Origin of the sequence: Pseudomonas fluorescens, assembly GCF_018614655.1 — a bacterium.
GTDB lineage: Bacteria > Pseudomonadota > Gammaproteobacteria > Pseudomonadales > Pseudomonadaceae > Aquipseudomonas > Aquipseudomonas fluorescens_BX.
On sequence record NZ_JAGGOG010000018.1, the window covers coordinates 242,312 to 268,995 of the forward strand.

Genomic DNA, 26,684 nt, shown 5'->3' on the forward strand with positions numbered 1-26,684 from the left:
AAACCCGCGACAAGCGCGGGTTTCTTCTAAACGGGAGGGCAGCGCTTACATGCGTTGCAAATCACGCTGAGCCAACTGAGCGGCGGAAGTACCCGGGTACTGGGCCACTACCTGCTGCAGAATGCCTTTGACCTTGTCGGCATGACCCAGGCGGCGTTCTACGTCAGCGAGCTTGTACAGCGAATCAGGCACCTTGGCGTGCTTTGGGTAGAGCTGACTGACCTTGGCAAAAGCCTGACCTGCACCTTGCAGATCACCTTTGGCCAGGTTCACCTCACCCAACCAGTACTGGGCATTGCCCGCGTACTGACTGTTCGGGTATTTACGCAGGAATGCGGTAAAGGCCTGGCTGGCCTTGTCGAAATCCTTGGCTTTGATCAAGTCGAAGGCTGCGTCGTAATACAGCTTTTCCTTCGCCGGATCACCCGGTTCGCTGCTGGCAGCAGGAGCCTGGCTGGCAGCCGCGGCTCCTGCGGCTGCACCACCGGCGGCGCTTGCGGCACCACCGGCAGAAGAATTGTCAGGAGTAGCGGCGGGTGAAGCGCCGGCTCCTATGCGTCGATCAAGATCCTGGTAACGCTCCAGACCTTCTTGCTTGAGCTGGTTCACTTGATTCTGCAGCACTTCAATAGCGCCCTGTTGCTGCGCCAATTGATCCTGCATGCGTTGCAGTTGATTGAACAGCTCGCCCTGTGCCGAGGGAGCGGCAGTAGCCGGTCCCCCAGCATAGGCGCCGTTCGTGCCATAACCTGCTGGCGGATAACTGCTCCCGCTATTGTTATAGCCAGAGTTGCTATCAGTCACAGGAACCGCAGCCCACACCGCAAGCGGTGCCAGGCTGAGAGCCAATACGGTTACAACACGACGGCACGTTCGCATGACGAATTACTTACGCAGTTCGACGCGACGGTTTTGAGCCCAGGACTGCTCGTCGTGGCCAGTAGCAACTGGACGCTCTTTACCGTAGGAAACCAGTTCCAGTTGGCCTGGAGCAACACCTTGCAGTACCAGGTAGCGCTGAACGGCTTTCGCACGACGCTCGCCCAGTGCCATGTTGTACTCACGAGTACCACGTTCGTCAGTGTTGCCTTCCAGAACAACGCGAGCGCCGTTAGCTTTCAGGTCCTTGGCGTGAACGTCCAGAGCGCGCATGGCTTCTGGTTTCAGGTCAGAACTGTCGTATTCGAAGTAGAAAGTGGTGATAGCGCGCAGAGCAGCTTCTTCGCTCAGGGAGCCGTCGACTGCACCAGTGTTAGCGCCGTAACCAGCGTTTGGATCAACAGCTGCGCCTTCACCGGCATTGTCGCCGCCTTTAGAGGAGCAACCAACGGCTACGGACAGAGCCAGAGCCAGAGCAGCAAACTTACCAAACTTCAGCATTTCCATCGTGAAACTCCTAATGAACCCCAGTGTGTTAAGTAAAACGTGTAGCGCCGCGTCAGTTCAGGTAAGGGGACCAGGACGGTTCTCTGACTTCGCCTTGTGCGGTAGGAAGCGGGAGCCTTACGCGTCCATTTATGGACACGAGCATCAAGACTCCCCGGCCCTGCTGGCGGGTGGCGTAGATTACCATGGTGCCGTTGGGCGCAACAGTGGCTGACTCATCAAGGTTGGTATCTGTAAGGATTTTTACGGTTCCGCGCTGCAAATCCTGGGCCGCAACCCGGAAATTAGTGAAACCATCCTGACGGTGAATCATTACCAGCGTCTTTTCATCAGCCGAAAGCTTCGGGTTGGCGTTGTAGTTACCAATAAAGGTCACACGTTCCGCACCACCACCGCTAACACTGCTCTTGTAGATTTGTGGCTTGCCACCCCGGTCGGAGGTGAAGTAGATGGTCGAACCATCCTTGCCCCAGAACGGTTCGGTGTTGATACCCGGGCCGCTGGTCACACGGGAGATCTGGCGCGAGCCCATGTTCATCACGTAGATATCAGGGTTACCGTCCTTGGACAGCACGAACGCCAGGCGCGAACCATCCGGCGACCACGCAGGTGCACCGTTCAGGCCTTCGAAGTTGGTGATCTGCTCACGGCGACCGGTATCAATGTGCTGAACGAAGATCCGTGGACGACGCTGCTCAAAGGATACGTAGGCGATACGCTTGCCATCCGGAGCAAAACGTGGCGACAGGATCGGCTCACGGGATTGCAACAGGGTCACAGCCCTTGCACCGTCATAGTCGGAGCGCTGCAAGGTATAGCGAGTGTTATCCACCGAGAAACGTTCAGCCGTCACGTAGAGCAGACGCGTGGAGAAGGCACCCTTGATACCGGTCAGTTTTTCGAACGACTGATCGGAGATGTAGTGCGCCATGTCACGCAGTTGATCCACGGTGCCCGACACGCTACCGGTCAGCACTTGCTGCTCGGTCGCGACGTTGAACAAAGCGTATTGAATCTGCAGGCGGCCACCGGCCGGAACGATGCTGCCTACCATCAGGTACTGGGCGCCCAGGGCTTTCCAGTCACGGTAGATGACTTCGCTGGCCTGGGTCGGCTGGCTGATCATGTTCTGTTTCGGAATCGGCGCGTAGTAACCCGAGTTGCGCAGGTCATCACTCACGATCTGCGCCATGTCGTCCGGCAATACGCTGCCGCCCTGCCAGCCAAACGGTACAACCGCGATCGGGGTGGCCCGATCGCTACCGCTGGTGACCAGAATGTTCTTTTCATCCGCCGCCGCTATCCCTGCCATGCAGCAAATAACGACAAGCATTCCTCGAAGAAGGTTTCTCACAAGGCTAGATCCTCAGGTGTGAATGTCATCTTGAATGAACGGTAGGGAGCGAAGTCGCTTGGTTTCATTCCCTGCATCTCGGTCAAACGGCCAATATTCTTGACCGCTGCAACCGCGGAACTGTCGAACGAACCATCGCCACTGGACTTGGCCACGCTGACCGAAGTCACCGTACCGTCCGGCAACATGCCGATCTGCAGCACTACTGTCATACCTTTACGTGCGGAAGGAGGACGTGCCCACCCTTCTGCTGCCCGAGCCCGAATCAGGTCGTCGAAACTGCCCGCGACTTCATCACCGCGCTCATCTGCCAAGGCCTGCTGACGCTGAGGCGTGTCAGAAAGCAAATCGGCCAAGGCCTGGGCCTTTTTCTCTTCGGTCGATTTACGCGCAGCTTCCTGGGCCTTTTTCTTGGAGGCATCGGCAGCCGCTTTCTTCTTCGCGTCGTCGGCGACTTTCTTCTTCGCCTCGTCGGCTTCAGCTTTCTTCTTGGCGTCGTCCGCGGCTTTCTTCTTCGCGTCTTCGACTATCTTTTTCTTCGCTTCTTCAGCGGCCTTTTTCTTGGCCTCTTCTTCAGCAGCTTTCTTGGCTTCTTCTTCAGTTTTCTTCTTGGCTATATCAGCCAATTGCTTCTCTTCGGCCTTTTTGGCTTCGGCAGCTTTCTCGGACTTCTTGGCTTCATCAGCCTTTTTCGCCTCGTCAGCTTTCTTGGCCTCATCAGCCTTTTTCGATTCCTCGGCTTTTTGAGCCGACTCTTCTTTCTTTTGTTCCGCAGCCGCTTTTACCGCCTCCTGCTCGACCTTCTTCTGTTCCATCTGCTCGACTTCAGTCTGGCGTGCAGCCGACTTCTGGGCCTCACCCGCAATCTTCTGATTGGTCTGGGTGGTGGCCTGGCTTTTCGATTTCAGCTGATACAGGGTCGCCTGCACGATCGGCTTGGCCGGTGGCAGGTCCGGGGTCATGGCAAAGCTGACGAACAGCATGCCAAACACCAGGACGTGCAGGGCAATTGCCCAGACACCAGGCCAGAAGTAGCTTTCCGAGGCGGACGGCTCTCGCTGTTGCTGCATCAGGGCGCCTCGGTAATCAAGCCAACATTACCGACCCCGGCCTTCTGCAGCCCGCCCATGGCACCCATCACGGAGCCATAGTCGACGACTTTATCGCCACGAATGAACACCTGGGTGTGCTTGCCGCCTTCGTTACCGGCGCGAATGATCTTGGTCACAGCATCAGTCATCTGCGGCAAGGTCATGGCCTTGTCTTGCTGTTTCTGGGTGTCGACTTCGCTGCCAAGGTTCCAGTAATAGGTCTTGTCAGCCTTGATCGAAATGGTCAGGACCTGGGTGTTGTTGTCCTGCGGCAAGGCTTCGCTGGAAACCTTGGGCAGATCCACCTTCACGCCCTGATTGAGCATCGGCGCGGTCACCATGAAGATAACCAGCAGTACCAGCATCACGTCGATGTAAGGCACTACGTTCATCTCGGCGACCGGCTTGCGCTTTTTGCGAGCTCGAGCGATTAAAGCCATTGGAAATTACCTGCTTATTCTTCGCTGGTATGCACTTTACGGTGCAGGATCGCCTGGAATTCATCGGCGAAGGTGTAGTAACGGCTGATCAAGGTTTCGCTGGTTGCAGCAAAACGGTTGTAGGCGATTACTGCGGGAATGGCAGCGAACAGGCCGATGGCCGTGGCGATCAGCGCTTCGGCAATACCCGGGGCCACAGTGGCCAGGGTCGCTTGCTGGGCCGTGGCGAGGCCACGGAAGGAGTTCATGATCCCCCATACGGTACCAAACAGGCCGATGTACGGGCTGACGGAACCGACAGTGGCGAGGAACGGCAGGCTCTGTTCCAGCTTCTCTTCTTCACGGGAAATGGCGACACGCATGGCACGCGCCACGCCTTCCATGACCGCTTCCGGATCAACGCCTGACTGCTGGCGCAGACGGGAGAATTCCTTGAAGCCGGCACGGAAGATCTGCTCGACACCCGAATCCGGATCCGGGTTGCTGCCGGCCTGACGGTACAGCTTGGACAGGTCGATCCCCGACCAGAAGCGCTCCTCGAAGCTCTCCAGGGCACGTCGACCGGCGCGCAGCAGGTTGCTGCGCTGAAAAATCATGACCCAAGAGGTAACCGATGCGGCTACCAGGATCAGCATAACCAGTTGAACCACGACACTGGCATTGCTGACCAGGCTCCACATGGAGGAATGGTCGACGACGGTAGGTTCCACGCTAAATCTCCTGCTCTGAATGTTTACCCGCGCCGCTCACGCCGGCAAAGGCCGCGCGTAGAGTTTCGGGAATGGCCCTAGGCTTCAAACTGTTGGTGCGCACACAGGCCACCAGGAACTGCCCCTCACAGAGCAGCGTTGCATCCGTAGCCCGCCTGACCTGCTGTTTAAAGCGCAGGCTGGCACGGTTCAATTCGGTTATTTCTGCGCTGATCAGCAGTTCATCGTCCAGTCGCGCCGGCGCGTAATAACGGGCCTCGCTGGAATGCACGACAAACAACAGGTCCTCCCCTACCAGCGCGGACTGGGCAAAGCCCAGCTCCCGTAGCCGCTCGGTTCGAGCCCGCTCCATGAACTTGAGATAGTTGACGTAATACACGATGCCGCCTGCATCGGTGTCCTCGTAATAAACGCGACAGCGATGTGCGAACGACTGATCCCCGTTTTGCGCGCGCATACTCTAGTGCTTACTCCTCAGGTTGCCAATCCGGCCAGGCAACTGTTTTTCATTCTATGAAACATTTCTAATGAAAGAATGACGACGCCAGCCACTAGGACAGCACAAACGTCGAATAAATCGACTGGTGAAGCCCTTTTAATCGTCCACTGCATCGAGGAATTCGTCTACCACGGGCATCTCCCCCAATCGTGACGGAATGTTTAACCCAAAATGCAGGTAAGCATGACGCGTCACCACACGCCCCCGGGGCGTACGCATGATGTAGCCCTGCTGAATCAGGTAAGGCTCAAGCACGTCCTCGATGGTATGACGCTCCTCACTGATGGCTGCCGCCAGGCTGTCCACCCCCACCGGGCCGCCGTCGAACTTCTCGATCATGGTCAAGAGTAGACGTCGATCCTGGTGGTCGAAGCCATGCTCATCGACATCCAGCAGGTTCAACGCCAGGTCCGCTACCGCCTTGGTGATGTGCCCCTTGGCACGCACTTCGGCAAAGTCACGGACACGGCGCAACAAGCGGTTGGCAATCCGCGGTGTACCACGGGCGCGACGGGCGATCTCAAAGCCACCTTCAGGGTCGAGCGGTAAACCAAGAATCCCGGCTGAACGACCAACGATCGTGGCCAGATCCGCAGTGCTGTAAAACTCTAGACGTTGAACAATGCCGAAACGGTCTCGCAGCGGGTTGGTCAGCATCCCGGCGCGGGTGGTGGCCCCGACCAGGGTGAACGGGGGCAGGTCGAGCTTGATCGAGCGCGCCGCCGGCCCTTCGCCAATCATGATGTCCAGCTGGAAGTCTTCCATGGCTGGGTACAGCACTTCTTCGACGATAGGCGAAAGCCGATGGATCTCATCGATGAACAGCACATCATGCGGTTCAAGGTTGGTCAGCAGTGCCGCCAGATCACCCGGACGCTCCAGTACAGGGCCCGACGTGCTCTTGATGGACACCCCCATTTCCTGGGCAATGATATTGGCCAGGGTGGTTTTACCCAAGCCGGGCGGGCCGAAGATCAGCGTATGGTCCAGGGACTCGTTGCGCCCGCGTGCGGCCTGGATAAACAACTCCATTTGCTCGCGCACGGTGGGCTGGCCGATGTATTCGGCCAGGCTCAGGGGGCGGATAGCCCGGTCCTGGACCTCTTCACGGTCACGGGGGCCGGTGGCCGCGATCAGACGATCAGCTTCAATCACTTAAATCATTCCCTTCAGGGCACGGCGGATCATGTCTTCACTGCTCAGGTTCTTGTCCTTGATTGCCGACACCGCTTTGCTGGCCTCCTGAGGCTTGTAGCCCAGGGAAATCAGCGCGCTGACAGCATCGCTTTCAGCACTGGCCACCGGCGCACCCGGAGCATCCGGCTGATTGGGTACCAGCGCGAACATGCTCGGCACCACTTCCCAAGCCTTGAAACGGTCCTTGAGTTCCACCAGTAAGCGTTCGGCGGTTTTCTTGCCGACACCGGGCACCTTGGTCAGCGCAGAGGTGTCCTGGGCGGAGACACAACGCACCAGTTCGTCGACCTCAAGGCTCGACATCAAGGCCAGCGCCAACTTCGGCCCGACACCATTGAGGCGGATCAGCTCACGAAAGAAGTCGCGGTCACGCTTACCGATGAAACCATAGAGCAATTGCGCGTCTTCGCGCACCACCAGATGCGTGTGCAACGTCAGCGGCTCACCGATCGACGGCAGGCGATAGAGGGTGGTCATGGGCACTTCCAGCTCATACCCCAACCCGTTTACATCCAGAATCAGGTGCGGCGGCTGTTTCTCAGCCAACGTGCCGCGCAAACGTCCAATCACGGTTCAAATCCCTAAAGCTTGAGTCAGATCGAGGCCTGACCGGAAATAACGCAAGCATGATGGCCGACAACACAGGCCTTTCACACGCTACGCACAGAATGATTGCGCTGATGCTATCAGAGACGCAGGCGGCCGCCACGACTGCGTGCCGTGCCCAACCCGTGAGGCAGCAGACTGGAGCGGGTGTGGGCATGACAAATAGCAATGGCCAAGGCGTCGGAGGCGTCGATTTGTGGCTTGGCAGTGAGCTTGAGCATGTGCATGACCATCATCTGCACCTGCTCTTTATTGGCCGCACCGGTGCCAACAACTGCTTGCTTGACCTGAGTCGCGGTGTATTCGGCGATCTCCATGCCCTCTTCGGCGCCTGCAACGATGGCGGCACCACGGGCCTGGCCCAGCTTCAGGGCCGAGTCGGCGTTTTTAGCCATGAAGACCTTTTCAATACCCATGGTCACCGGACCGTAGGTCTGGATCACTTCACGCACGCCGCGATAAACGATCTGCAAGCGCTCGGCCAGCTCGCCCGCACCGGTACGGATACAGCCCGAGGCGACGTAGACACAGCCTCGCGGGGTGTGTTGCACCACGCCAAAGCCGGTGATTCGCGAACCGGGGTCGATACCTAGGATTAGAGTCATAACGCCTGCAGGTCAGCTAAAAACACAATAATTCAAAACAGCGAAGATCAAGGGTGGGAGCTGGATTGCCTGCGATGCGAACACCGCGCAGTATCAGGGACACTGCGGCGATGCCATCGCAGCCTCGCTAAAGCTCGACAGCTCCCACATTGGATCTTCGGTGCTCTCAGGAGAGCTGCTCAGCTACCGATTCTGGAATATCAGCATTGGAATAGACATTCTGCACGTCATCCAGGTCTTCCAGCATGTCGAGCATCTTGAGCACCTTCTCGGCACCCTCCAGATCCAGCTCAGCACTGGTGGTCGGCAACATGACGATTTCTGCATCAGTGCCTTTGAAACCAGCCGCGTCCAAGGCGTTACGCACCGAGTAGAAACCCGCGAACGAGGTGAACACGTCGATGGAACCGTCTTCATTGGTCACGACGTCGTCGGCATCAGCCTCCATCGCGGCTTCCATCAGCGCGTCTTCATCAATACCCGGCGCAAAGGAAATCTGGCCCTTGCGCTCGAACAGGTAAGCCACCGAGCCATCAGTGCCGAGGTTGCCGCCACACTTGCTGAACGCATGGCGCACCGCTGCGGCAGTACGGTTGCGGTTGTCGGTCATGCACTCGACCATCACCGCCACGCCGCCTGGGCCGTAGCCCTCGTAACTCAGCTCGACCATATCGTCGGTATCAGCCGCGCCAGCACCACGGGCGACTGCACGGTCGATGATGTCACGGCTCATGTTCGCGCCGAGTGCCTTGTCCAGCGCCAGACGCAAACGCGGGTTAGAACCCGGATCACCGCCGCCCTGGCGGGCAGCGACGGTCAGTTCGCGAATCCACTTGGTGAAGATCTTGCCTTTCTTGGCATCCTGACGCTCTTTGCGGTGCTTGATGTTCGCCCACTTGGAATGGCCAGCCATAACACAACTCCGAAATTCTCTAGAAACCTTAACGATCCCGCCCCAGGCAGGATTTAGCTCTTTAACGCAAAGGCGCATCCGAGGATGCGCCTTTTTGACTGCGTAAAACCTTATCGCGTTTTCACGCAGCAGCCTTACTCAGCCGTTGGCACTTCACGCAGACGGATGTGCAGTTCACGCAGCGCCTTGGCATCCACCACACCCGGAGCTTGCGTCATCACATCGGCAGCACTCTGGGTTTTCGGGAAGGCAATCACTTCACGGATCGACTGGGCACCGGTCATCAGCATCACCAGACGGTCAAGGCCGAAGGCCAAGCCACCGTGGGGTGGTGCACCGTACTTCAGTGCGTCGAGCAGGAAGCCGAACTTCTCTTGCTGCTCATCTTCGTTGATGCCCAGCAGGCGGAAGACCGATTGCTGCATTTCCTTGCGATGGATACGGATCGAACCGCCACCTAGCTCGGTACCGTTCAGAACCATGTCGTAGGCACGGGACAAAGCGCCGGCCGGGTTGGCCTCCAGCTCTTGCGGCGTGCACTTCGGCGCGGTGAACGGGTGGTGCAAGGCACTGAAGCTGCCGTCGTCGTTTTCTTCGAACATCGGGAAGTCGACGACCCACATTGGCGCCCACTTGCAGGTCAGCAGGTCGAGGTCGTTACCCACCTTGATCCGCAGCGCGCCCAAGGCTTCGCTGACGATCTTCGCCTTGTCGGCGCCAAAGAACACGATGTCACCGTCAACCGCACCAACGCGATCAAGGATCACATTGAGGTTGGCTTCCGGGATGTTCTTGACGATTGGCGACTGCAGACCTTCAACACCCTTGGCGCGCTCGTTGACCTTGATGTACGCCAGGCCCTTGGCACCATAGATGCCAACGAACTTGGTGTAGTCGTCGATCTGCTTGCGCGGCATGCTCGCAGCGCCAGGCACACGCAAGGCGGCGATGCGGCATTTCGGGTCGTTGGCCGGGCCGCTGAACACCTTGAAATCGACTTCTTTGAGTTGGTCGGCAACGTCAACCAGTTCCAGCGGGTTACGCAGGTCTGGCTTGTCGGAACCGTAGCGGCGCATGGCTTCTTCGAAGGTCATGTGCGGGAATTCGCCGAATTCCAGGTCCAGCACTTCCTTGAACAGGTTGCGGATCATTTGTTCGGTGATGCCCATGATCTCTTTTTCATCGAGGAAACTGGTCTCGATGTCGATCTGGGTGAATTCCGGCTGGCGGTCGGCGCGCAGGTCTTCGTCACGGAAGCACTTGGCGATCTGGTAGTAACGGTCGAAGCCGGCCACCATCAGCAGTTGCTTGAACAGTTGCGGCGACTGCGGCAAGGCGAAGAAGCTGCCGGCGTGGGTACGGCTAGGTACCAGGTAGTCACGGGCGCCTTCCGGGGTAGCACGGGTCAGGATCGGCGTCTCGACGTCGAGGAAGCCGTTCTCGTCCAGGAAGCGGCGAATGCTGGTGGTCATGCGCGAACGCAGACGCAGCTTCTCGGCCATTTCCGGGCGACGCAGATCGAGGAAGCGATAGCGCAAGCGAGTTTCTTCGCCGACGTCGGAGAACTCGTTCAGTGGGAACGGCGGGGTTTCCGATTCGTTCAGCACTTCCAGCTCGTAGCCGAGGACTTCGATCATGCCCGACGCCATGTTGGCGTTGGTGGCACCGGCTGGACGCAGGCGCACCTTACCGGTGATCTTCACGACGTACTCGCTGCGCACGCGATCGGCGGCGGCGAAGCTCTCGGCGCGGTCCGGATCGAACACCACCTGGGCCAGTCCATCACGATCACGGATGTCGAGGAAGATCACCCCGCCGTGGTCGCGGCGACGGTGAACCCATCCGCAAAGGGTGATTTCCTGACCTTCCAGGGTCTCGTTCAGTTGGCCGCAATAATGGCTGCGCATCATGGTAGTGGTTTCGCTTCTCGTAATTCGAAATTCGGTGGAGGTCTTGCCCGGGTCACCGCACATTAAGTCAGGTGTCGGATAATGCAAGAGCTCGCGCGTAGAGTTCAACTCAGTCTGCTTTGTCGCCGCCAGCCAGATTCTTCTTCGAGCCGGTCTTGAAGTCGGTCTCGTACCAGCCGCTGCCGCTCAGGCGAAAGCCTGGCATGGACAGCATCTTCTTCAGCTCGGGCGCCTGGCAGGCAGGGCAATCGACCAGCGGCGCTGCGCTGATCTTCTGAATGGCTTCCAACTGATGACCACAGGAAGCACATTGATAGTCGTACATGGGCATGGAATGTCTCGGCGATCAGATCACTACTGCGCCGCGCCGGCCCCTGAAAGCCCCGGCGACAGCAAAGAGCGGGATTATATCTGGTAAATCGAGGCTGTGCAGCCGTAGCCGCTCGCTGCTCTTTATATAGATCCGGTTGGCGGCGGATCTGCCCCCGATACCCGACCCGCCACAAGACGGGATCAAGCATCGGGCGGCGGATCAGCCCGGGGCGATCTGGCCGTCAGGTGTCGCTATACGCCCTTTCAAGACATGGACAACACACACCACCCGGACAAGACCACTGAAGTTCTTCACACCTCCATAACGCAAATGCACTTCCCGATCCACGTAAGACAATAAAGCACTGACTGAACAGGCATTGATCCTGGCGATCTCCGTGAGGATATTCCAATAGACTTCTTCAAGTCGCAAACACGTCGAAAAACCATTAAGCCTGACTGATCGGGACAATGGCCTGGCCAGTTGCATATCGAACCCTTTAACAAAGGGATCAACTTTTATCTTATGAAAACCAGAAGTCTCCATAACTCCACTACCCACTCCGCGTGACATACACTTGACACTCCATTGCCAGACGACCACTCAATGAATTGTTCTCATTGGTCGTTAAGCCTATAAAACATCAAGTAGACAAGTGCAGCCAGAAGACGTGGAGTTGATCGTCGTAGGACAAGCCAACGCGCGTATCGGGAAAGGCCGGGAGCCCTCCCCATCGAGGCGAGCGACGCCAGGTCGACGTCACTCGCCAATAGCGATTACTTATTTTCGAGCAGGGAACGCAACATCCACGCCGTTTTTTCGTGGACCTGCATACGCTGGGTCAACAAGTCTGCTGTCGGTTCATCACTGACTTTATCCAGCAACGGGAAGATCCCGCGGGCGGTCCGGGTAACCGCTTCCTGCCCCTCGACCAATTGCTTGATCATATCTTCCGCGCTGGGCACACCCTCTTCTTCCTTGATGGAAGAAAGACGGGCATACACCGAATAAGCTCCCGGCGCCGGAAAGCCCAGTGCGCGAATACGTTCGGCGATCAAATCAACCGCCAATGCCAGTTCGTTATATTGCTCTTCAAACATCAAGTGCAGTGTACGAAACATCGGGCCCGTGACGTTCCAATGGAAGTTATGAGTCTTCAGGTAAAGTACATAGGTATCGGAAAGTAGTCGTGAAAGCCCGTCGACGATTGATTTACGGTCTTCTTCACTGATACCAATATCGATTGCCATGTTTATCCCCTTCAATTGATAAAAATTCATTGATCAGGTGCAGAACCACTCTAGCAAGAGTACTGGCCCTGTGCAGCCCGTTGCCCCGTCACGACGTGCGGCAAATCGTCCCTGCGCAGGTGCACATCAACGGTGAGCAAGGCTTTAAGCGTTACCAAAAAAACCGGGCGCTCCCCAAAAGCCCCTGCACCTGTCTAGGACAAGTGTTTGCCACGGAAATACCGCGACCGCCGCAACAGCCCGAAATGCTTGATTTGAGAAGGCACAGGCTTTGCTGTTAAATAGGCAGCGTGTCGCTGCCGTTATTTTTCACGGCAAGCCACATAGGCTGATACCCGCGCACGTGCCCAACGCCTCCCATTGTTCAGAAGCGAACCGTGCCAGTCAGCTCTTCCTTCGTGATCCGTCTTAACGTGAGTTAATCAAAATGTTGAAAATCGTCCACCTGCTAACGGGCGTTGCAGCCTTGCTGCTGTCCTTTATCCCGAGCCTGCAACAGGGAAGCCCTCCCTACCTGGAACAATACGACGCTCTCTACCTGGCCTTGTTCGGCCTTCTTAACCTGACCCTGGCTCCAGTGATCCCTTATTGGAACAAAGGCACGCGTCATCAACTGCAAAACCTGGTCAGCGCGCTGCTGGTACTGACTGTTGTTGTACAAACCCTTACCCTCTTGGCACCGATGCCTGAAGTCGGGGGCCACCCGGCCATCCTGCTCAGCCTGGTGATTGCTGTGGTCGCCATCGTTCTTCATCTGGCCATCAGCTTCTACCGTTCGTCCCCTGCGGCCTCGTCGCAAAACTACGACATGACCAACCGGGATACCGGGACCGTCAAGTGGTTCAACACCTCCAAAGGCTTCGGCTTTATCTCCCGGGATTCAGGCGACGATATCTTCGTCCACTTCCGAGCCATCCGCGGTGAGGGCCATCGCGTCCTGGTCGAAGGCCAGCGCGTGGAGTTCTCCGTGATGAACCGTGACAAGGGCCTACAAGCTGAAGACGTGATCGCCGCCTTGCCGCGTCGCTGATCTCAGCCCCTGAAAAAAAGAAACCGCGATGCAGCCATGCTGCATCGCGGTTTTTTATTGCCCGTCATTTGATCGGGACAATCAATAATGAGGCGGCGGAGCCTCTTCTTCGGAAGACTCGAACTGCCCACCCATTTCTTCCTGACGCTTGAGTAACGCCGTCATTTGCAGTTGCAGGCGTTCGACTGCGCGCTGCTGAGTGACCAGAATGTCATTCAGCGTCTCAATGGTGTCGTCCTGGAAGGCCAGGCGGCTTTCAAGGTCCGTCACACGATCTTGCAGGTCCATGGCTCAGTCCTGGGTAAAGATGAAATCAGTGGGCAACAATGCGCGCAAACGTGTACGAATGGCCGCGACCTGTTCGTCAGTGTAAGGCTGCGCCGGATGCTTGCCCCAGACAGGGGCGGGCCACGCTGCATCATCTCGCTTGCGCACGATGACGTGTACATGCAGTTGGCTGACAACGTTGCCCAAGGCACCGATGTTCATTTTATCGGCAGCAAACCCTTCATTCAGCAACTGCGCCAGGGCAGTGCTTTCCTGCCACAAACGCTGCTGGTCAACGACATCCAGTTGAAACACTTCGCTGATACCGTCAATACGCGGCACCAGGATGAACCAAGGGTAATTCGAGTCATTGGACAGCAGCAGCCGGCTCAAGGGGAAATCCCCGATGGGCAGCGTGTCTTGTTGAAGACGTGGATCTAAGGCGAACACCGCAGTCACTCCGTTCGGCTGGTCAGGTTTCAGGCGCCCAGCATACCTGCGAATGAGCGCTGCTTCACGGCGAAAGCACCCGGGCACCTCCGAGCAAACAGGCACGCACCAAAATGATCCGTTTATGCCCCACATCGTGCAAGCCGCATCCGCCGATTACTCACTGTGCGGGGTGAACGGGTAACGTTTTCCCCGGGTGCGAGGTTTATGTACCACCGAACAGCAGCAAAGCCCTGCCGTCAAGGCCAAACCAAACGGCGTAAAAAGCCCGTGCTTATGCGGTTTTTACACTGCCAGGAAGCTTTTCACGAAAAAATGACATTCAGTTACCGGTTTGAGCACGCTTGTTGCATTCACACCCACATCGTCGACAACGGTACCTGATGGGAAGCAGGTGTTTCACTACCGAAAACAGTAGTGACTCAATGCTTTTCAAGGAAGAGTTTAAACTTTTAGCACTGTACTTTTTCCTGTGCTTAAAGTTAAAAAAACAGTATTGAAGTTGTCAGTCCGGTTACAAACGGACTGTGAATTTGCGACATGGACCTAGCAGTTTACGACAGGCCCGTAAAGAAACTGAAAGGATAGGTAAGCAAGTATCGTCAATAATGTCAGCGTGATATAACTTTGCGCCGACACAAAAAAGAAAGAGCCGCCCAGATAAAAATACAGGTGGGACGGCAGTACTCTTCCTAAAACCAAAGGAGCAAATCACGATGCGCGTGATGAAGTGGAGCATGATCGCCCTGGCTGTTTCAGCAGGCACCTCGCAGTTCGCAATGGCGTCCGCCCAGGACGATTCCAAGGGCTTTGTTGAAGACAGTACTTTCAGCATCAACACTCGCGCCCTGTATTTCAGCCGCGACTTCCGCAATAACCCGTCGGGCCCCGGTTCCAAGAGCCGTGCCGAAGAGTCTGGCCTGGGCTTCAACGCCCTGTACCAGTCAGGCTTCACCCAAGGCACCATCGGTGTCGGTGTGGACGCCATTGGCCTGCTGGGCATCAAGCTAGACAGCGGCAAAGGGCGTGCCGGCACGGGCCTGTTCCCTACCGGCTCCGACGGTCGCTCCCAGGATGACTACTCAAGCGGCGGTGGCGCGATCAAATTCCGCCTCTCCAACACTGTCCTGAAAATCGGTGACCAGTACACTACCGCTCCAGTATTTGCTTCCGATGACAGCCGTCTGCTGCCAGAGGTACCGGAAGGTATCTCGTTGACCAGCAACGAAATCAAAGGCCTGAAACTGGAAGCCGGTCACTTCACCGGGATCAAGGCTCAAGCGCAGACCTATCGTGACAGCCTGCACCTGACCGAGGCCAACTTCGTCGGCGGCGTGTATTCCTTCACTCCAGAATTCACCGGCAGCCTGTACTACTCGAAAGTGGAAGACTACTTCCGCAAAATCTATAGCAACCTCAACTACACCCACGCGCTGAGCGACGACCAGTCCTTCGCCATCGACTTCAACATCTACGACACCAAAAGCGATGGTGCCGGCCTGCAGCGCGCTGAAAAAGATGGCGTGACCAAGCTCGACAACCGCGCATTCAGCCTGCAGGGCGCCTATACCATTGGCGCTCATACCTTCACCCTGGCCGCGCAAAAGGTTAGCGGTGACGGTGACTACGGTTACGGCGTAGACGGCGGCGGCACTGTGTTCCTGGCCAACTCCGTGGCTCGTTCCGACTTCAACGCCGAGGGTGAGAAATCCTGGCAGGCTCGCTATGACATCAACATGGCCACCTTCGGTGTACCTGGTCTGAGCTTCATGACTCGTTACGTCAGCGGTAGCGGCGCCAATACCGGCACCACTAACAACGGTAAAGAGTGGGAACGCGACATCGAAGCCAAGTACGTGATTCAGAACGGCCCGGCCAAAGACCTGAGCTTGCGTCTGCGTCAAGCCACCTACCGTTCCGGTGATGGCGTGTACTACGGTTCGCCGTCGATCGACGAACTGCGTCTGATCGCGCAATACCCGTTGAACATCCTGTAATTAGCCATTTGGTTACATGGATGACCTAGAGCCAGGGCTCTAAATAAAAAGCCGCTCACTTGTTCACAAGTGAGCGGCTTTTTTATTGCAGTTCTGTTTCAACGACTGGAAACTAGCAAGCTAGCTAACGACATATGTCCTGAAGTGAACTTGACCACATGGCCAAGTTCAATCGAGAAATGTGCTCTTACTTGACTGGTGTTTCCTGCATGACGCGAATAACCCGCTGCGGAAACGGAATATCAATTCCCGCCGCTTTCAAACGATCGCGGGACATTTCATTAAACAGGAACACCACATCCCAATAATCCGCAGTCTTGGTCCAGGCCCGCAGAGAAACAGTAATAGAACTATCACCCAGGGTCGAAACCACAGCAACCGGTGCCGGATCAGCCAGTACCCGAGGATCTTTGGCCAGTTCCAGCAGTACTTCACGGGCCTTCTGCAAATCGGCGTCGTAATCAACACCCACATCAAACACGACCTTGCGGGTCGGCTGGCGGTTGGTATTGGTGATGATGCCGTTGGACAGAATGCCGTTGGGCACGATGACGGTCTTGTTGTCGCCGGTACGAATCACTGTGTGAAAGATCAGGATGCTGTCGACGGTACCCGACGTGCCCTGGGCTTCGATCCAGTCGCCGATGCGGAATGGACGGAACAGCAGGATCAGCACGCCACCGGCGAAGTTGGCCAGGCTGCCTTGCAACGCCAAGCCGATAGCCAGGGTTGCGGCGCCGATTGCCGCTACGAACGAGGTGGTTTCGACACCGATCATTGAGGCCACGCTGACAATCAGCATCACCTTGAGGATGATGTTGGTCAGGCTGGTGACAAAACCCTGCAATGCCATGTCGGCGTTACGCATGGCCAGCAGGCGGCCCATCTTGTGGGTCAGTTTATTGATCAACCACCAGCCAATGGCCAGGGTGATCACGGCCAGCAATACCCGGCTGCCGTATTCCATAATCATCGGGATCCAGGATTGGGAAGCCTTGATCAAGTGATCCACTTCAGCGTTCAAGTCCATCATTATTCTCCTGTTTACCGGACATGCGGCTCAAAAATAGTGCCCACAGCAATTGAGCCCCGAAGAGCTCAATCGTTTCTGCAAGTTCTGGGGCGTGGGACGTTGAAAATGTCTACAGGTTCCCCAAGGGCGGGGAGTCAGTCGCGGAAATTGTTGAACTGCAGCGGCATGTCGAATGACTTGGCGCGCAAGGCGGCAATAGCTTCCTGCAGGTCATCACGTTTTTTGCCGGTGATGCGCACTTGCTCGCCCTGGATGGCGGCCTGAACCTTGAGCTTGGCGTCCTTGACGTGAGCGACGATTTTCTTCGCCAGCTCCTTGTCGATACCTTCCTTGAGGACGGCTTCCTGCTTCATCAGCTTGCCGGAAGCGTAGGAATCCTTGACTTCAAGGCACTGCACATCAATCTTGCGCTTGACCAGCGCCAGCTTGAGGATCTCGATCATCGCTTCCAACTGGTAGTCGGCTTCAGCGGTCAGGTTGACGGTCAGGTCCTTTTCCTTGAATTCAAAGCTGCCCTTGCCTTTCAAGTCATAGCGACGGTCCAGTTCCTTGACGGCGTTTTCGACGGCGTTGGTGAGTTCGTGCTTGTCCAGTTCGGATACCACGTCGAACGACGGCATGTAATTTCTCCAGTAAAAAGGGGCGCGACTCAATGGAGATGGAGCACGCCTGGGGTAAAATGCGCGCTCATTATAACGGTTCTTTTCCTTCCTTCACTGTGAGCTTTTGCGGAGCAAAAACCTGATGTCGACCACCTGGCATGTCCTCGGCGCTGGCAGTCTCGGGACCTTGTGGGCAACTCGCCTGGCCCGCGCGGGTCTGCCGGTCAGGTTGATTCTGCGGGATAAAGCCCGCCTTGCGAGCTATCAAGCCGGGCCGGGACTGGTGCTGGTCGAGCAAGGCCAAGCTCATGCTTACCCCGTCATCGGCGAAACATCCGACAGCCCAGAGCCAATTCATCGCCTGTTAGTAGCGTGCAAAGCCTATGACGCCCAGGCCGCCGTCGCACAGCTGGCCCAGCGCCTGACTGCCGACGCCGAAGTAATCCTGCTGCAAAACGGCTTGGGCAGCCAGGATGCCGTGGCCGCCCAGTTGCCCCAGGCGCGTTGCATTTTCGCCTCCAGCACCGAAGGCGCGTTTCGCGAGGGTGACTGGCGTGTGGTGTTCGCCGGTCATGGTTTTACCTGGCTGGGAGACGCGAGCCAGCCGACACCGCCGCTCTGGTTGGACGACCTGCACGCCGCCGGTATCCCTCACGAATGGAGCATCGACATCCTAACCCGGCTATGGCGAAAACTGGCCCTCAACTGCGCCATCAACCCGCTGACAGTCCTGCACCAGTGCCGCAACGGCGAGCTGCAAACCCATTATTGCGAAGTCGCCACCCTGTGCGCCGAACTGGCTGAACTGCTGGAACGCTGCGGCCAGCCGGCAGCGGCCCAGGATCTACAGACTGAAGTGGAACGTGTGATCCAGGCCACGGCCGCCAATTACTCATCGATGTATCAGGATGTGGCCAGCGCACGGCGCACGGAAATCAGTTATCTGCTGGGCTACGCTTGCCAGGCAGCCGCGCGCCATCAGTTGGCCCTGCCTCACCTGCAACAGCTACAGGTGCGATTGGTGAACCACCTGGCCGCACGTGGATTGCCCAGCGACTGAAGCACGCGCTACCCTGCCTGCTTGTTCCTTTGCAGCGAAAACCCAGATGCCACTGCGCCAGCGTCTCGAAAATCTACCGGTTGGGCAGAAACTGCTGGCAGCCTTACTGGTTCTGCTCACCACAGTGTTGCTGGTGGCCAACCTGACGTTTATCAGCGCTGCCTACTGGATTTCCCAAGAAAGCATGGCCCCCCAGGCCCTGCAGTCCATCGGCCGGCTGGTTTCCAACCCGTCCCTGGCCACTGAGGCCCTGGACTCGCCGCTCAAGGCCGAAAGCCTGCTCAACGAATTGACCAGTTACTCGCCACTGCGGGCTGCGGCCCTGTATGACGGCGACGGAAACCGCCTGGCCCAGATGCAACACGGTGATCGCTTGCACCTGCCGGACCACTACCGACAGATAGAAGCCTGGCGCGTCACCGAGTTTCGCAGCAACCAGGTCATCACCCTGCCCCGCTCCGGCAAACCCTCCGGGCATCTATTGCTGGTGGCCAGTAGCGAACTGCCGGGAGCCTTCTACACCGGGACCCTGACCGCCAGTCTGGGCATCCTGATTTTCAGCGTGCTCCTGTGGATGGTCATCGCCCAGCAGATCAAACGCCTGATCACCCGTCCGATTCATCAGTTGGAAGAACTGTCGCGCCAGGTGACACGGGAAGAAAACTACGCCCTGCGCGCCAGTCGCGGCAACCATGACGAAATCGGCAGCCTGGCGGAAGCCTTCAACACCATGCTCTCGCGCATCGAAGCCCGTGAGCAGCAACTGAAGCGGGCACGGGATGACTCCCAGGCGGCCTATGATCAGGCCCAGGGCCTCGCCGAAGAAACCCGCCACACCAATCGCAAGCTGGAGCTGGAAGTCCAGGTGCGCAGCAAGATCGAGAAGAAACTCACCGGGTTCCAGAACTACCTCAACAGCATCATCGACTCGATGCCATCCGCGCTGATCGCGCTGGATGAACAGCTGTATGTCACCCAATGGAACCAGGAAGCCAGCGCGCTTTCCGGCACGCGCCTGGACGAAGCACTGAACCAGCCGATCTTCCTCGCTTTCGAGCCGCTCAAGCCGTTCTTGCCGCAACTCAAGGCCACGGTGGAGCAACACACCGTTGAGCGGATCGAGCGAGTCACCTGGATCAAGGACGACGAGCCCAAGCATTACGCCCTGACCTTCTACCCATTGATGGGGGGGGCCGGCCGCGGGGTAGTGATTCGTATCGACGACATCACCCAGCGCCTGTCCCTGGAAGAAATGATGGTGCAGTCGGAAAAGATGCTTTCAGTGGGTGGCTTGGCGGCCGGTATGGCCCATGAAATCAACAACCCCTTGGGCGCCATCTTGCATAACGTGCAGAACATTCGTCGCCGGTTGTCCCCCGAACTGCCGAAAAATCGAGAGCATGCCGAACAGGTCGGCATCGAGTTGGACACGGTCAACCGCTACCTGCAAAGCCGCGAAGTGCCAAAGCTGCTCGATGGCATTCAACAAGCCGGTGCGCGGGCGGCGAAGATCGTCACCCATATGCTCAGCTTCAGCCGCCGCAGCAACCGCCAGATGGCACCGTGCGACTTGCCGGCGCTGATCGATCAGGCGGTGGAGATTGCCGGCAACGACTTCGACCTGGCCATCGGCTTCGACTTCAAGGGCCAGGCAATCATCCGCCAGTTCGATCCGCAACTGGGCCCGGTGCCTGGTACCGCCAACGAATTGGAGCAGGTGTTGCTCAACTTGCTGAAAAACGCCGCCCAGGCCATTCACCAGCGTGCAGATGACAGCGAGCCGGGACGCATCATCCTGCGCACCCGACTCAATCCACCCTGGGCCGAGATCCAAGTGGAGGACAATGGCGTCGGCATGAGCGAAAACGTGCGCAAACGTATCTTCGAGCCGTTCTTCACCACCAAGGAAATCGGCCAGGGCACCGGGCTTGGCCTGTCGGTTTCCTACTTCATCATCACCAACAATCACAAGGGCCAGATGGAGGTGCAATCGACACAGGGCCAAGGCACCTGCTTCACCTTGCGTCTACCCCTGGCCAGCAGCCAACTGCCACCCAACGAACTCATTCAACTGGAGCGCTAACCATGGGCTTTCGCCTGTCGAAGATTTACACCCGTACCGGCGACAAGGGCGAAACCGGCCTCGGCGACGGACGTCGTGTGCCCAAGGATCATCCCCGCGTGGAGGCGATTGGCGAAGTCGATACGCTGAATAGCCAGTTGGGCTTGCTGCTGGCGAGCCTGGAAGAACAGAGCGGCCAGCATCCAGGCTTGAAGGATGTGATCGAGGTGCTCACCCCTTGCCAACACCGTTTGTTTGACCTCGGTGGTGAATTGGCGATGCCGGTGTACAAGGCACTCAATGCGGCTGAAGTCGACCGCCTGGAAGCCGCGATTGACCGTTGGAATGAAGAGGTAGGGCCGCTGGAGAACTTTATTTTGCCAGGTGGTTCGGCGCTGATTGCCCAGGCCCATGTTTGCCGGAGCCTGGCGCGGAGCGCGGAACGGCGGTGCCAACATTTGAATGCGATTGAGCCGCTGGAGGGCGTGGGGTTGGCGTATATCAATCGGCTGTCGGACTTGCTGTTTGTCGCCGCGCGGGTGATTGCCAAGCGTCAGGGGGTTGCGGAGGTTTTGTGGCAGGCGGCGGCCAAACCGCATTGATCACCTGCAGATTAGTCGGTGCCTGAGCCGGCCTCTTCGCGAGCAAGCCCGCTCCCACATTGGACCGAATTCCACCTTTGGAACACAGTCGAATGTGGGAGCGGCGGTGCGACTTGCTCGCGAAGAGGCCCTTAACTACACACCTCAGACCTCAGGCCAGAACGCTCTGATCCCGGCAACACCTTGAGCCCCTGCTTCCCAGGCCTGTTCCCGCTCGGCAGGCCCTACCCCACCCAAGAGAAACACCGGCTTACTGAAGCCCGCGATCAACTGCGCCGCCTGCTCCCAACCCAACGGCTGCGCATCGGGATGAGTCTGGGTCGGCTGCACGGGCGACAGGGTGACAAAATCCACGTCCATCAACTCCGCCAGGGCCAGTTCTTCGGCATTGTGGCAAGACGCCGCCAACCAACGGTCCTTGGGTAATGGTCGGCCCTTGCTGGCATATTTGCGCAGTTGCGCCGACGTCATGTGCCAGCCGGCCGATGGAAAATCCCCCAGCCATTCAAAAGGCCCCTTGAGCATCAGTTGTGCCTTACCGGCACACAAGCCCACGGCGTCCACCGCCAGGTCGCGGTACTTCGGGTCATAACCGTTGGGCGCCCGCAGTTGGACCAGCTTGATGCCGCCAGCAATGGCTTTCTGGATGCCGCGCAACAACGTCGGCGTTTCCAGTTCACCCGGGGTAATCAGGTATTCGCCCGGCAGACGCGCGGCCGAGACGATCGGCGCGTTGGCCGCCGGAAACTCGTAGTTCACCAGATCCCGTGGAGTCACCCACTCAAGAGGCTGCCCTTCGGCGCCGTGTGGCTCGCCGGTAAAGGCCGAGACTTCCCAGACATCCAGTAACACCTGCTTGTCTGGGTAGTCATGCTGCACCTTGATCAACGGCCGGGCCGTGGTGACCTGGATACCCAGCTCTTCCAGCAGCTCCCGGCTCAACGCAGTAGCCACCGACTCATCGGCCTCCACCTTGCCGCCGGGAAACTCCCAGAGCCCGCCCTGATGCTGAGTATCGGCGCGGCGCGCCAGCAGAATCCTGCCGTCGACACCACGGATGACCGCTGCTGCTACATGAACTCGTTTCACCGCACTATGCCCTCTAAACCGTAAACAATTTGTAGGAGCGAGCTTGTTCCTACAATGATCTACGCTCGCCGTCCCGTATCAGGTGCGGTATTCAGCGTTGATCTTCACGTACTCGTGGGACAGATCGGTAGTCCAGATGGTTTCACTGCACTTACCCCGTCCCAGTTCGATGCGGATGGTGATTTCTTCCTGTTGCATCACCGCCGAGCCCTGAGCCTCGGTGTAGGTCTCGGCACGCGCGCCACGGCTGGCGATGCAGACGTCACCCAGGAACACGTCGATCTTGCTCACGTCCAGGTTCGGTACACCGGCCCGGCCAACGGCGGCCAGGATACGACCCCAGTTCGGGTCGGACGCAAACAACGCGGTCTTGATCAGTGGCGAATGGGCCACGGTGTAGCCCACATCCAGGCATTCCTGGTGATTACCGCCACCGTTGACTTCAACAGTCACAAACTTGGTAGCACCTTCGCCGTCACGCACGATGGCCTGGGCCACGTCCATGCACACTTCGAACACGGCTTGCTTCAACGCAGCGAACAACGGACCGTTGGACGAAGTGATTTCCGGCAAGTCGGCCTTACCGGTAGCAATCAACATGCAGCAGTCGTTGGTCGAGGTATCGCCGTCGATGGTGATGCGGTTGAACGACTTGTTGGCACCGTCCAGCATCAGGTTCTGCAACACGTCGCGGGCGACTTTGGCGTCGGTGGCAATGTAGCCGAGCATGGTCGCCATGTTCGGACGAATCATCCCCGCGCCCTTGCTGATGCCGGTCACGGTGATGGTCACCCCGTCATGCACAAACTGCCGGCTCGCGCCCTTGGGCAAGGTGTCAGTGGTCATGATCCCGGTGGCCGCTGCCGCCCAGTTGTCCACAGACAGGTCATCCAGTGCGGCTTGCAGCGCGCCTTCGATTTTTTCCACTGGCAGCGGTTCGCCGATCACACCGGTGGAGTACGGCAGCACTTGATTGGCATCAATGCCGGTCAACTCCGCCAGTTTGGCGCAGGTACGAGCGGCGGCGGCCAGGCCGGGTTCGCCGGTGCCGGCGTTGGCATTGCCGGTGTTGGTCAGCAGATAACGCACCGGGCCTTCCACACGTTGCTTGGCCAGGATCACCGGAGCTGCGCAAAACGCGTTCAGGGTAAACACACCGGCAACAGTCGAGCCTTCAGCACAGCGCATCACCACCACATCCTTGCGCCCCGGGCGCTTGATGCCGGCCGAAGCGATACCGAGTTCAAAACCGGCCACCGGGTGCAACGTGGGCAAAGGACCAAGACCAACAGCCATGAATGCGCTCCTTAAAATATGTGATATCTGCGCCGCCGTTATCGACGGTGATTAAATGGCAAAACGCCGCGACGGCTGATGCCGGTCGCGGCGCGGGGTGCTGCAGCGTCAGGCGAAAATCTTAGTTGATTTCGCCGTGGCAGTGTTTGAACTTCTTGCCCGAACCGCACCAGCACAGTTCGTTGCGACCCAGCTTCTGCTCGTTGCGAACCGGAGTTTGAGCCAAGGCCACATCGACCTCTTCGCCCAACACTTGCGGCTGCTCAAGACCTGGGGCCTCATCGTGCTGGAACTGCATGCGTGCAGCCAAGGCTTCGGCTTCCTGGCGCAGACGGGCTTCTTCCTCAATCGGGTCTTCGCGACGTACCTGTACGTGAGACAGGACACGAATCGAATCGCGCTTGATCGAATCCAACAACTCGGAGAACAGCGTGAACGACTCGCGCTTGTACTCCTGCTTCGGGTTCTTCTGGGCATAGCCGCGCAAGTGGATACCGTGACGCAGGTGATCCATGGTCGACAGGTGGTCTTTCCACAGGTCGTCCAGCACGCGCAATACGATTTGCTTCTCGAAGGTGCGCAGTGCTTCGGCACTGGCCTGCTCTTCTTTCTCGTTGTACGCGGCCAACAGCTCGACCATCAGCTTCTCGCGCAGGGTTTCTTCATACAGGTGGTCGTCTTCGTCAAGCCATTGCTGGACCGGCAAGTCGACACCGAAGTCACTCTTCAACGCAGCTTCCAGACCGGCCACGTCCCACTGCTCAGGCAGCGATTGTGGTGGGATGTGAGCACTGACCGTTGCGTTGAGTACATCCTGGCGGAAGTCGGCAATGGTTTCGCCAATGTTGTCGGCAGCCAGCAACGTGTTACGCATGTGATAAATCACTTTACGCTGTTCATTGTTGACGTCATCGAACTCGAGCAGCTGTTTACGAATATCGAAGTTGCGGCCTTCAACCTTGCGCTGAGCCTTTTCGATGGCGTTGGTCACCATGCGGTGCTCAATCGCTTCACCGGACTGCATGCCCAGGGCCTTCATGAAGTTCTTCACCCGATCCGAGGCAAAGATACGCATCAGGCTGTCTTCCAGGGACAAGTAGAAACGGCTGGAACCGGCGTCACCCTGACGACCGGCACGACCACGCAACTGGTTGTCGATACGACGCGATTCGTGACGCTCGGAGGCGATCACCTGCAAGCCACCGGACTCCAGCACTTGCTGGTGACGCTTTTGCCAGTCGGCCTTGATCTGGGCGATCTGCTCAGGCGTCGGGTTGTCCAGGGAAGCCACTTCCACTTCCCAGTTACCGCCCAACAGGATATCGGTACCACGACCGGCCATGTTGGTGGCGATGGTCAATGCGCCTGGGCGACCGGCCTGGGCAATGATCTCGGCTTCTTTTTCGTGGAACTTGGCGTTGAGGACCTTGTGCTCGATGCCTTCCTTGTTCAGCAGGCTCGACATGTGCTCGGACGTTTCGATGGTGGCAGTACCCACCAGCACTGGACGGCCCTGGGTCATGCATTCCTTGATGTCGGCGACGATGGCAGCGTATTTCTCGTCGGCGGTCAGGAACACCAGGTCGTTGTAGTCCTTACGCGCCAGTGGCTTGTTCGGCGGGATAACCATCACCGACAGACCGTAGATCTGGTGGAATTCGAACGCTTCGGTGTCGGCTGTACCGGTCATGCCGGACAGTTTGTTGTACAGACGGAAGTAGTTCTGGAAGGTCGTCGAGGCCAACGTCTGGCTTTCGGCCTGGATGTTCAGCGCTTCCTTGGCTTCGATCGCCTGGTGCAAGCCTTCCGACAAACGGCGACCGGGCATGGTACGACCGGTGTGTTCGTCCACCAGCACGACCTGGCCGTCCTGGACGATGTATTCGACGTTACGGTTGAACAGCTTGTGGGCACGCAGGCCGGAATAAACGTGGGTCAACAAGCCCAGGTTGTGCGAGGAGTACAGGCTCTCGCCTTCAGCCAACAGGCCGATCTGGGTCAGCATGTCTTCGACGAACTGGTGACCAGCCTCGTTGAGTTCGACCTGACGGGTCTTTTCGTCGATGGAGTAGTGACCTTCTTTGGTCACCACGCCTTCCACTTCCTCGATATGTTGCTCAAGGCGCGGAATCAGCTTGTTGATTTCGATGTACAGTCGCGAGCTGTCCTCGGCCTGACCGGAAATGATCAGCGGGGTACGGGCTTCGTCGATCAGGATGGAGTCGACTTCGTCGATCACGGCAAAGTTGAGTTCGCGCTGGAATTTTTCTTCCATGCTGAACGCCATGTTGTCGCGCAGGTAGTCGAAACCGAATTCGTTGTTGGTGCCGTAGGTAATGTCGGCAGCGTAGGCGGCACGCTTCTCTTCCGGCGGCTGGAACGGCGTCACGACGCCGACGGTCAGGCCGAGGAATTCATAGAGCGGGCGCATCCAGTTGGCGTCCCGGCGAGCCAGGTAGTCGTTCACCGTCACAACGTGCACGCCCTTGCCGGACAATGCGTTGAGGTAAACACCCAGGGTTGCCACCAGGGTCTTGCCTTCACCGGTGCGCATTTCGGCAATCATGCCTTCATGCAAGGTCATGCCACCGATCAACTGCACGTCGAAGTGGCGCATGCCCATGACACGCTTACCGGCTTCGCGGGCAACCGCAAAGGCTTCGGGAAGCAGCTTGTCGAGGGTTTCACCTTTGGCTATGCGGGCCTTGAACTCTTCGGTCTTGGCGCGCAGTTGCTCGTCCGAAAGGGCAACCATCTGCTCTTCGAAGGCATTGACCAGCTGCACCGTCTTGAGCATGCGTTTGACTTCGCGCTCATTCTTGCTTCCAAAAAGTTTCTTTAACAAAGGCGCAAACATATCGGCAGGTTCTTCCACACATAGGGATGGAGGGCGCCCCGTGAGTCGCCCGAGCAGCCCTCATG

At 57.8% G+C, this 26,684-nt stretch carries 27 protein-coding genes; 5 read left to right on the top strand and 22 right to left on the bottom strand.

Features of this window, described 5'->3' with window-relative positions:
- Positions 1–45: 45 nt before the first annotated feature.
- From ybgF to J7E41_RS19255, 15 genes are all read right to left on the bottom strand, one after another.
- Complete coding sequence (ybgF, locus tag J7E41_RS19185) at positions 46–879, bottom strand: tol-pal system protein YbgF (RefSeq protein WP_214995188.1); 834 nt, start codon at positions 877–879, stop codon at positions 46–48.
- A gap of 6 nt (positions 880–885) precedes the next feature.
- A complete protein-coding gene (pal, locus tag J7E41_RS19190; protein WP_003209827.1) occupies positions 886–1,386 on the bottom strand; it encodes a peptidoglycan-associated lipoprotein Pal in 501 nt (166 codons plus the stop codon).
- A 52-nt stretch (positions 1,387–1,438) separates the two neighbouring features.
- Positions 1,439–2,719 (bottom strand): Tol-Pal system beta propeller repeat protein TolB, encoded by a 1,281-nt coding sequence (tolB, locus tag J7E41_RS19195; RefSeq protein ID WP_214995190.1) that lies wholly within the window; start codon positions 2,717–2,719, stop codon positions 1,439–1,441.
- 17 nt (positions 2,720–2,736) lie between these two features.
- Positions 2,737–3,810, bottom strand: a complete 1,074-nt coding sequence (tolA, locus tag J7E41_RS19200; protein WP_214995192.1) for a cell envelope integrity protein TolA — start codon at positions 3,808–3,810, stop codon at positions 2,737–2,739.
- Positions 3,810–4,262, bottom strand: coding sequence for a protein TolR (tolR, locus tag J7E41_RS19205; protein ID WP_161635741.1), 453 nt, complete (start codon positions 4,260–4,262; stop codon positions 3,810–3,812). The genes tolA and tolR overlap by 1 nt, the downstream gene beginning before the upstream one ends.
- Positions 4,263–4,285: 23 nt before the next feature.
- On the bottom strand, positions 4,286–4,981 hold the full coding sequence (gene tolQ / locus J7E41_RS19210; protein WP_214995194.1) for a protein TolQ: 696 nt from the start codon (positions 4,979–4,981) through the stop codon (positions 4,286–4,288).
- Between the two features lies 1 nt (position 4,982).
- Complete coding sequence (gene ybgC, locus J7E41_RS19215; RefSeq protein WP_214995197.1) at positions 4,983–5,438, bottom strand: tol-pal system-associated acyl-CoA thioesterase; 456 nt, start codon at positions 5,436–5,438, stop codon at positions 4,983–4,985.
- A gap of 138 nt (positions 5,439–5,576) precedes the next feature.
- On the bottom strand, positions 5,577–6,635 hold the full coding sequence (gene ruvB, locus J7E41_RS19220) for a Holliday junction branch migration DNA helicase RuvB (RefSeq protein WP_169356016.1): 1,059 nt from the start codon (positions 6,633–6,635) through the stop codon (positions 5,577–5,579).
- Entirely contained in the window at positions 6,636–7,247 is a 612-nt protein-coding gene (gene ruvA / locus J7E41_RS19225; RefSeq protein WP_214995199.1) for a Holliday junction branch migration protein RuvA, read from the bottom strand. It abuts the gene before it with no gap.
- 116 nt (positions 7,248–7,363) lie between these two features.
- Complete coding sequence (ruvC, locus tag J7E41_RS19230; protein ID WP_155581382.1) at positions 7,364–7,888, bottom strand: crossover junction endodeoxyribonuclease RuvC; 525 nt, start codon at positions 7,886–7,888, stop codon at positions 7,364–7,366.
- 166 nt (positions 7,889–8,054) lie between these two features.
- The gene (locus tag J7E41_RS19235; protein WP_214995202.1) at positions 8,055–8,801 is read right to left on the bottom strand and encodes a YebC/PmpR family DNA-binding transcriptional regulator; all 747 of its coding nucleotides are present in this window, start codon (positions 8,799–8,801) and stop codon (positions 8,055–8,057) included.
- 134 nt (positions 8,802–8,935) lie between these two features.
- Positions 8,936–10,711: an aspartate--tRNA ligase gene (gene aspS, locus J7E41_RS19240; protein ID WP_214995205.1), complete on the bottom strand. Its 1,776-nt coding sequence runs from the start codon at positions 10,709–10,711 to the stop codon at positions 8,936–8,938.
- Between the two features lie 109 nt (positions 10,712–10,820).
- The gene (locus J7E41_RS19245; protein ID WP_010208103.1) at positions 10,821–11,042 is read right to left on the bottom strand and encodes an FmdB family zinc ribbon protein; all 222 of its coding nucleotides are present in this window, start codon (positions 11,040–11,042) and stop codon (positions 10,821–10,823) included.
- A 201-nt stretch (positions 11,043–11,243) separates the two neighbouring features.
- Entirely contained in the window at positions 11,244–11,597 is a 354-nt protein-coding gene (locus J7E41_RS19250; RefSeq protein ID WP_214995207.1) for a ribbon-helix-helix domain-containing protein, read from the bottom strand.
- 203 nt (positions 11,598–11,800) lie between these two features.
- Entirely contained in the window at positions 11,801–12,274 is a 474-nt protein-coding gene (locus J7E41_RS19255) for a Dps family protein (protein ID WP_214995210.1), read from the bottom strand.
- A gap of 427 nt (positions 12,275–12,701) precedes the next feature.
- Here J7E41_RS19255 and J7E41_RS28355 point away from each other — a divergent pair, with 427 nt between their 5' ends.
- Positions 12,702–13,304: a cold-shock protein gene (locus J7E41_RS28355; RefSeq protein WP_169356022.1), complete on the top strand. Its 603-nt coding sequence runs from the start codon at positions 12,702–12,704 to the stop codon at positions 13,302–13,304.
- 81 nt (positions 13,305–13,385) lie between these two features.
- Here J7E41_RS28355 and J7E41_RS19265 read toward each other — a convergent pair whose 3' ends face one another.
- Both J7E41_RS19265 and J7E41_RS19270 read right to left on the bottom strand, forming a co-directional pair.
- Positions 13,386–13,592: a SlyX family protein gene (locus tag J7E41_RS19265; RefSeq protein ID WP_017847119.1), complete on the bottom strand. Its 207-nt coding sequence runs from the start codon at positions 13,590–13,592 to the stop codon at positions 13,386–13,388.
- Positions 13,593–13,595: 3 nt separating this feature from the next.
- A complete protein-coding gene (locus J7E41_RS19270; RefSeq protein ID WP_214995212.1) occupies positions 13,596–14,021 on the bottom strand; it encodes an HIT domain-containing protein in 426 nt (141 codons plus the stop codon).
- Positions 14,022–14,737: 716 nt separating this feature from the next.
- Between J7E41_RS19270 and J7E41_RS19275 the strand changes: the two genes are divergently transcribed.
- Positions 14,738–16,018: an OprD family porin gene (locus tag J7E41_RS19275; protein WP_214995214.1), complete on the top strand. Its 1,281-nt coding sequence runs from the start codon at positions 14,738–14,740 to the stop codon at positions 16,016–16,018.
- A 187-nt stretch (positions 16,019–16,205) separates the two neighbouring features.
- Here the strand turns inward: J7E41_RS19275 and J7E41_RS19280 are convergent, their stop codons facing one another.
- Positions 16,206–17,048, bottom strand: a complete 843-nt coding sequence (locus tag J7E41_RS19280; protein WP_214995215.1) for a mechanosensitive ion channel family protein — start codon at positions 17,046–17,048, stop codon at positions 16,206–16,208.
- Between the two features lie 137 nt (positions 17,049–17,185).
- Complete coding sequence (locus tag J7E41_RS19285) at positions 17,186–17,671, bottom strand: YajQ family cyclic di-GMP-binding protein (RefSeq protein ID WP_214995217.1); 486 nt, start codon at positions 17,669–17,671, stop codon at positions 17,186–17,188.
- 124 nt (positions 17,672–17,795) lie between these two features.
- On the opposite strand from J7E41_RS19285, the gene J7E41_RS19290 reads away from it, so the two are divergent.
- The 3 genes from J7E41_RS19290 to J7E41_RS19300 are packed head-to-tail and all read left to right on the top strand — an operon-like array spanning position 17,796 to position 21,377.
- Positions 17,796–18,713 carry a putative 2-dehydropantoate 2-reductase gene (locus J7E41_RS19290; RefSeq protein ID WP_214995219.1) on the top strand — a complete coding sequence of 306 codons (918 nt, stop codon included), beginning with the start codon at positions 17,796–17,798 and terminating at the stop codon, positions 18,711–18,713.
- 46 nt (positions 18,714–18,759) lie between these two features.
- Entirely contained in the window at positions 18,760–20,796 is a 2,037-nt protein-coding gene (locus tag J7E41_RS19295; RefSeq protein WP_214995221.1) for a sensor histidine kinase, read from the top strand.
- A gap of 2 nt (positions 20,797–20,798) precedes the next feature.
- Positions 20,799–21,377 (top strand): cob(I)yrinic acid a,c-diamide adenosyltransferase, encoded by a 579-nt coding sequence (locus J7E41_RS19300; protein ID WP_214995223.1) that lies wholly within the window; start codon positions 20,799–20,801, stop codon positions 21,375–21,377.
- A 144-nt stretch (positions 21,378–21,521) separates the two neighbouring features.
- On the opposite strand, the gene J7E41_RS19305 is transcribed toward J7E41_RS19300, so the two are convergent.
- The 3 genes from J7E41_RS19305 to secA all read right to left on the bottom strand — a co-directional run bounded on the left by J7E41_RS19305 (position 21,522) and on the right by secA (position 26,619).
- Positions 21,522–22,466 (bottom strand): Nudix family hydrolase, encoded by a 945-nt coding sequence (locus J7E41_RS19305; RefSeq protein ID WP_214995225.1) that lies wholly within the window; start codon positions 22,464–22,466, stop codon positions 21,522–21,524.
- Between the two features lie 78 nt (positions 22,467–22,544).
- On the bottom strand, positions 22,545–23,762 hold the full coding sequence (gene argJ / locus J7E41_RS19310; protein ID WP_214995227.1) for a bifunctional glutamate N-acetyltransferase/amino-acid acetyltransferase ArgJ: 1,218 nt from the start codon (positions 23,760–23,762) through the stop codon (positions 22,545–22,547).
- A gap of 121 nt (positions 23,763–23,883) precedes the next feature.
- The gene (gene secA, locus J7E41_RS19315; RefSeq protein ID WP_214995230.1) at positions 23,884–26,619 is read right to left on the bottom strand and encodes a preprotein translocase subunit SecA; all 2,736 of its coding nucleotides are present in this window, start codon (positions 26,617–26,619) and stop codon (positions 23,884–23,886) included.
- Positions 26,620–26,684 lie beyond the last annotated feature (65 nt).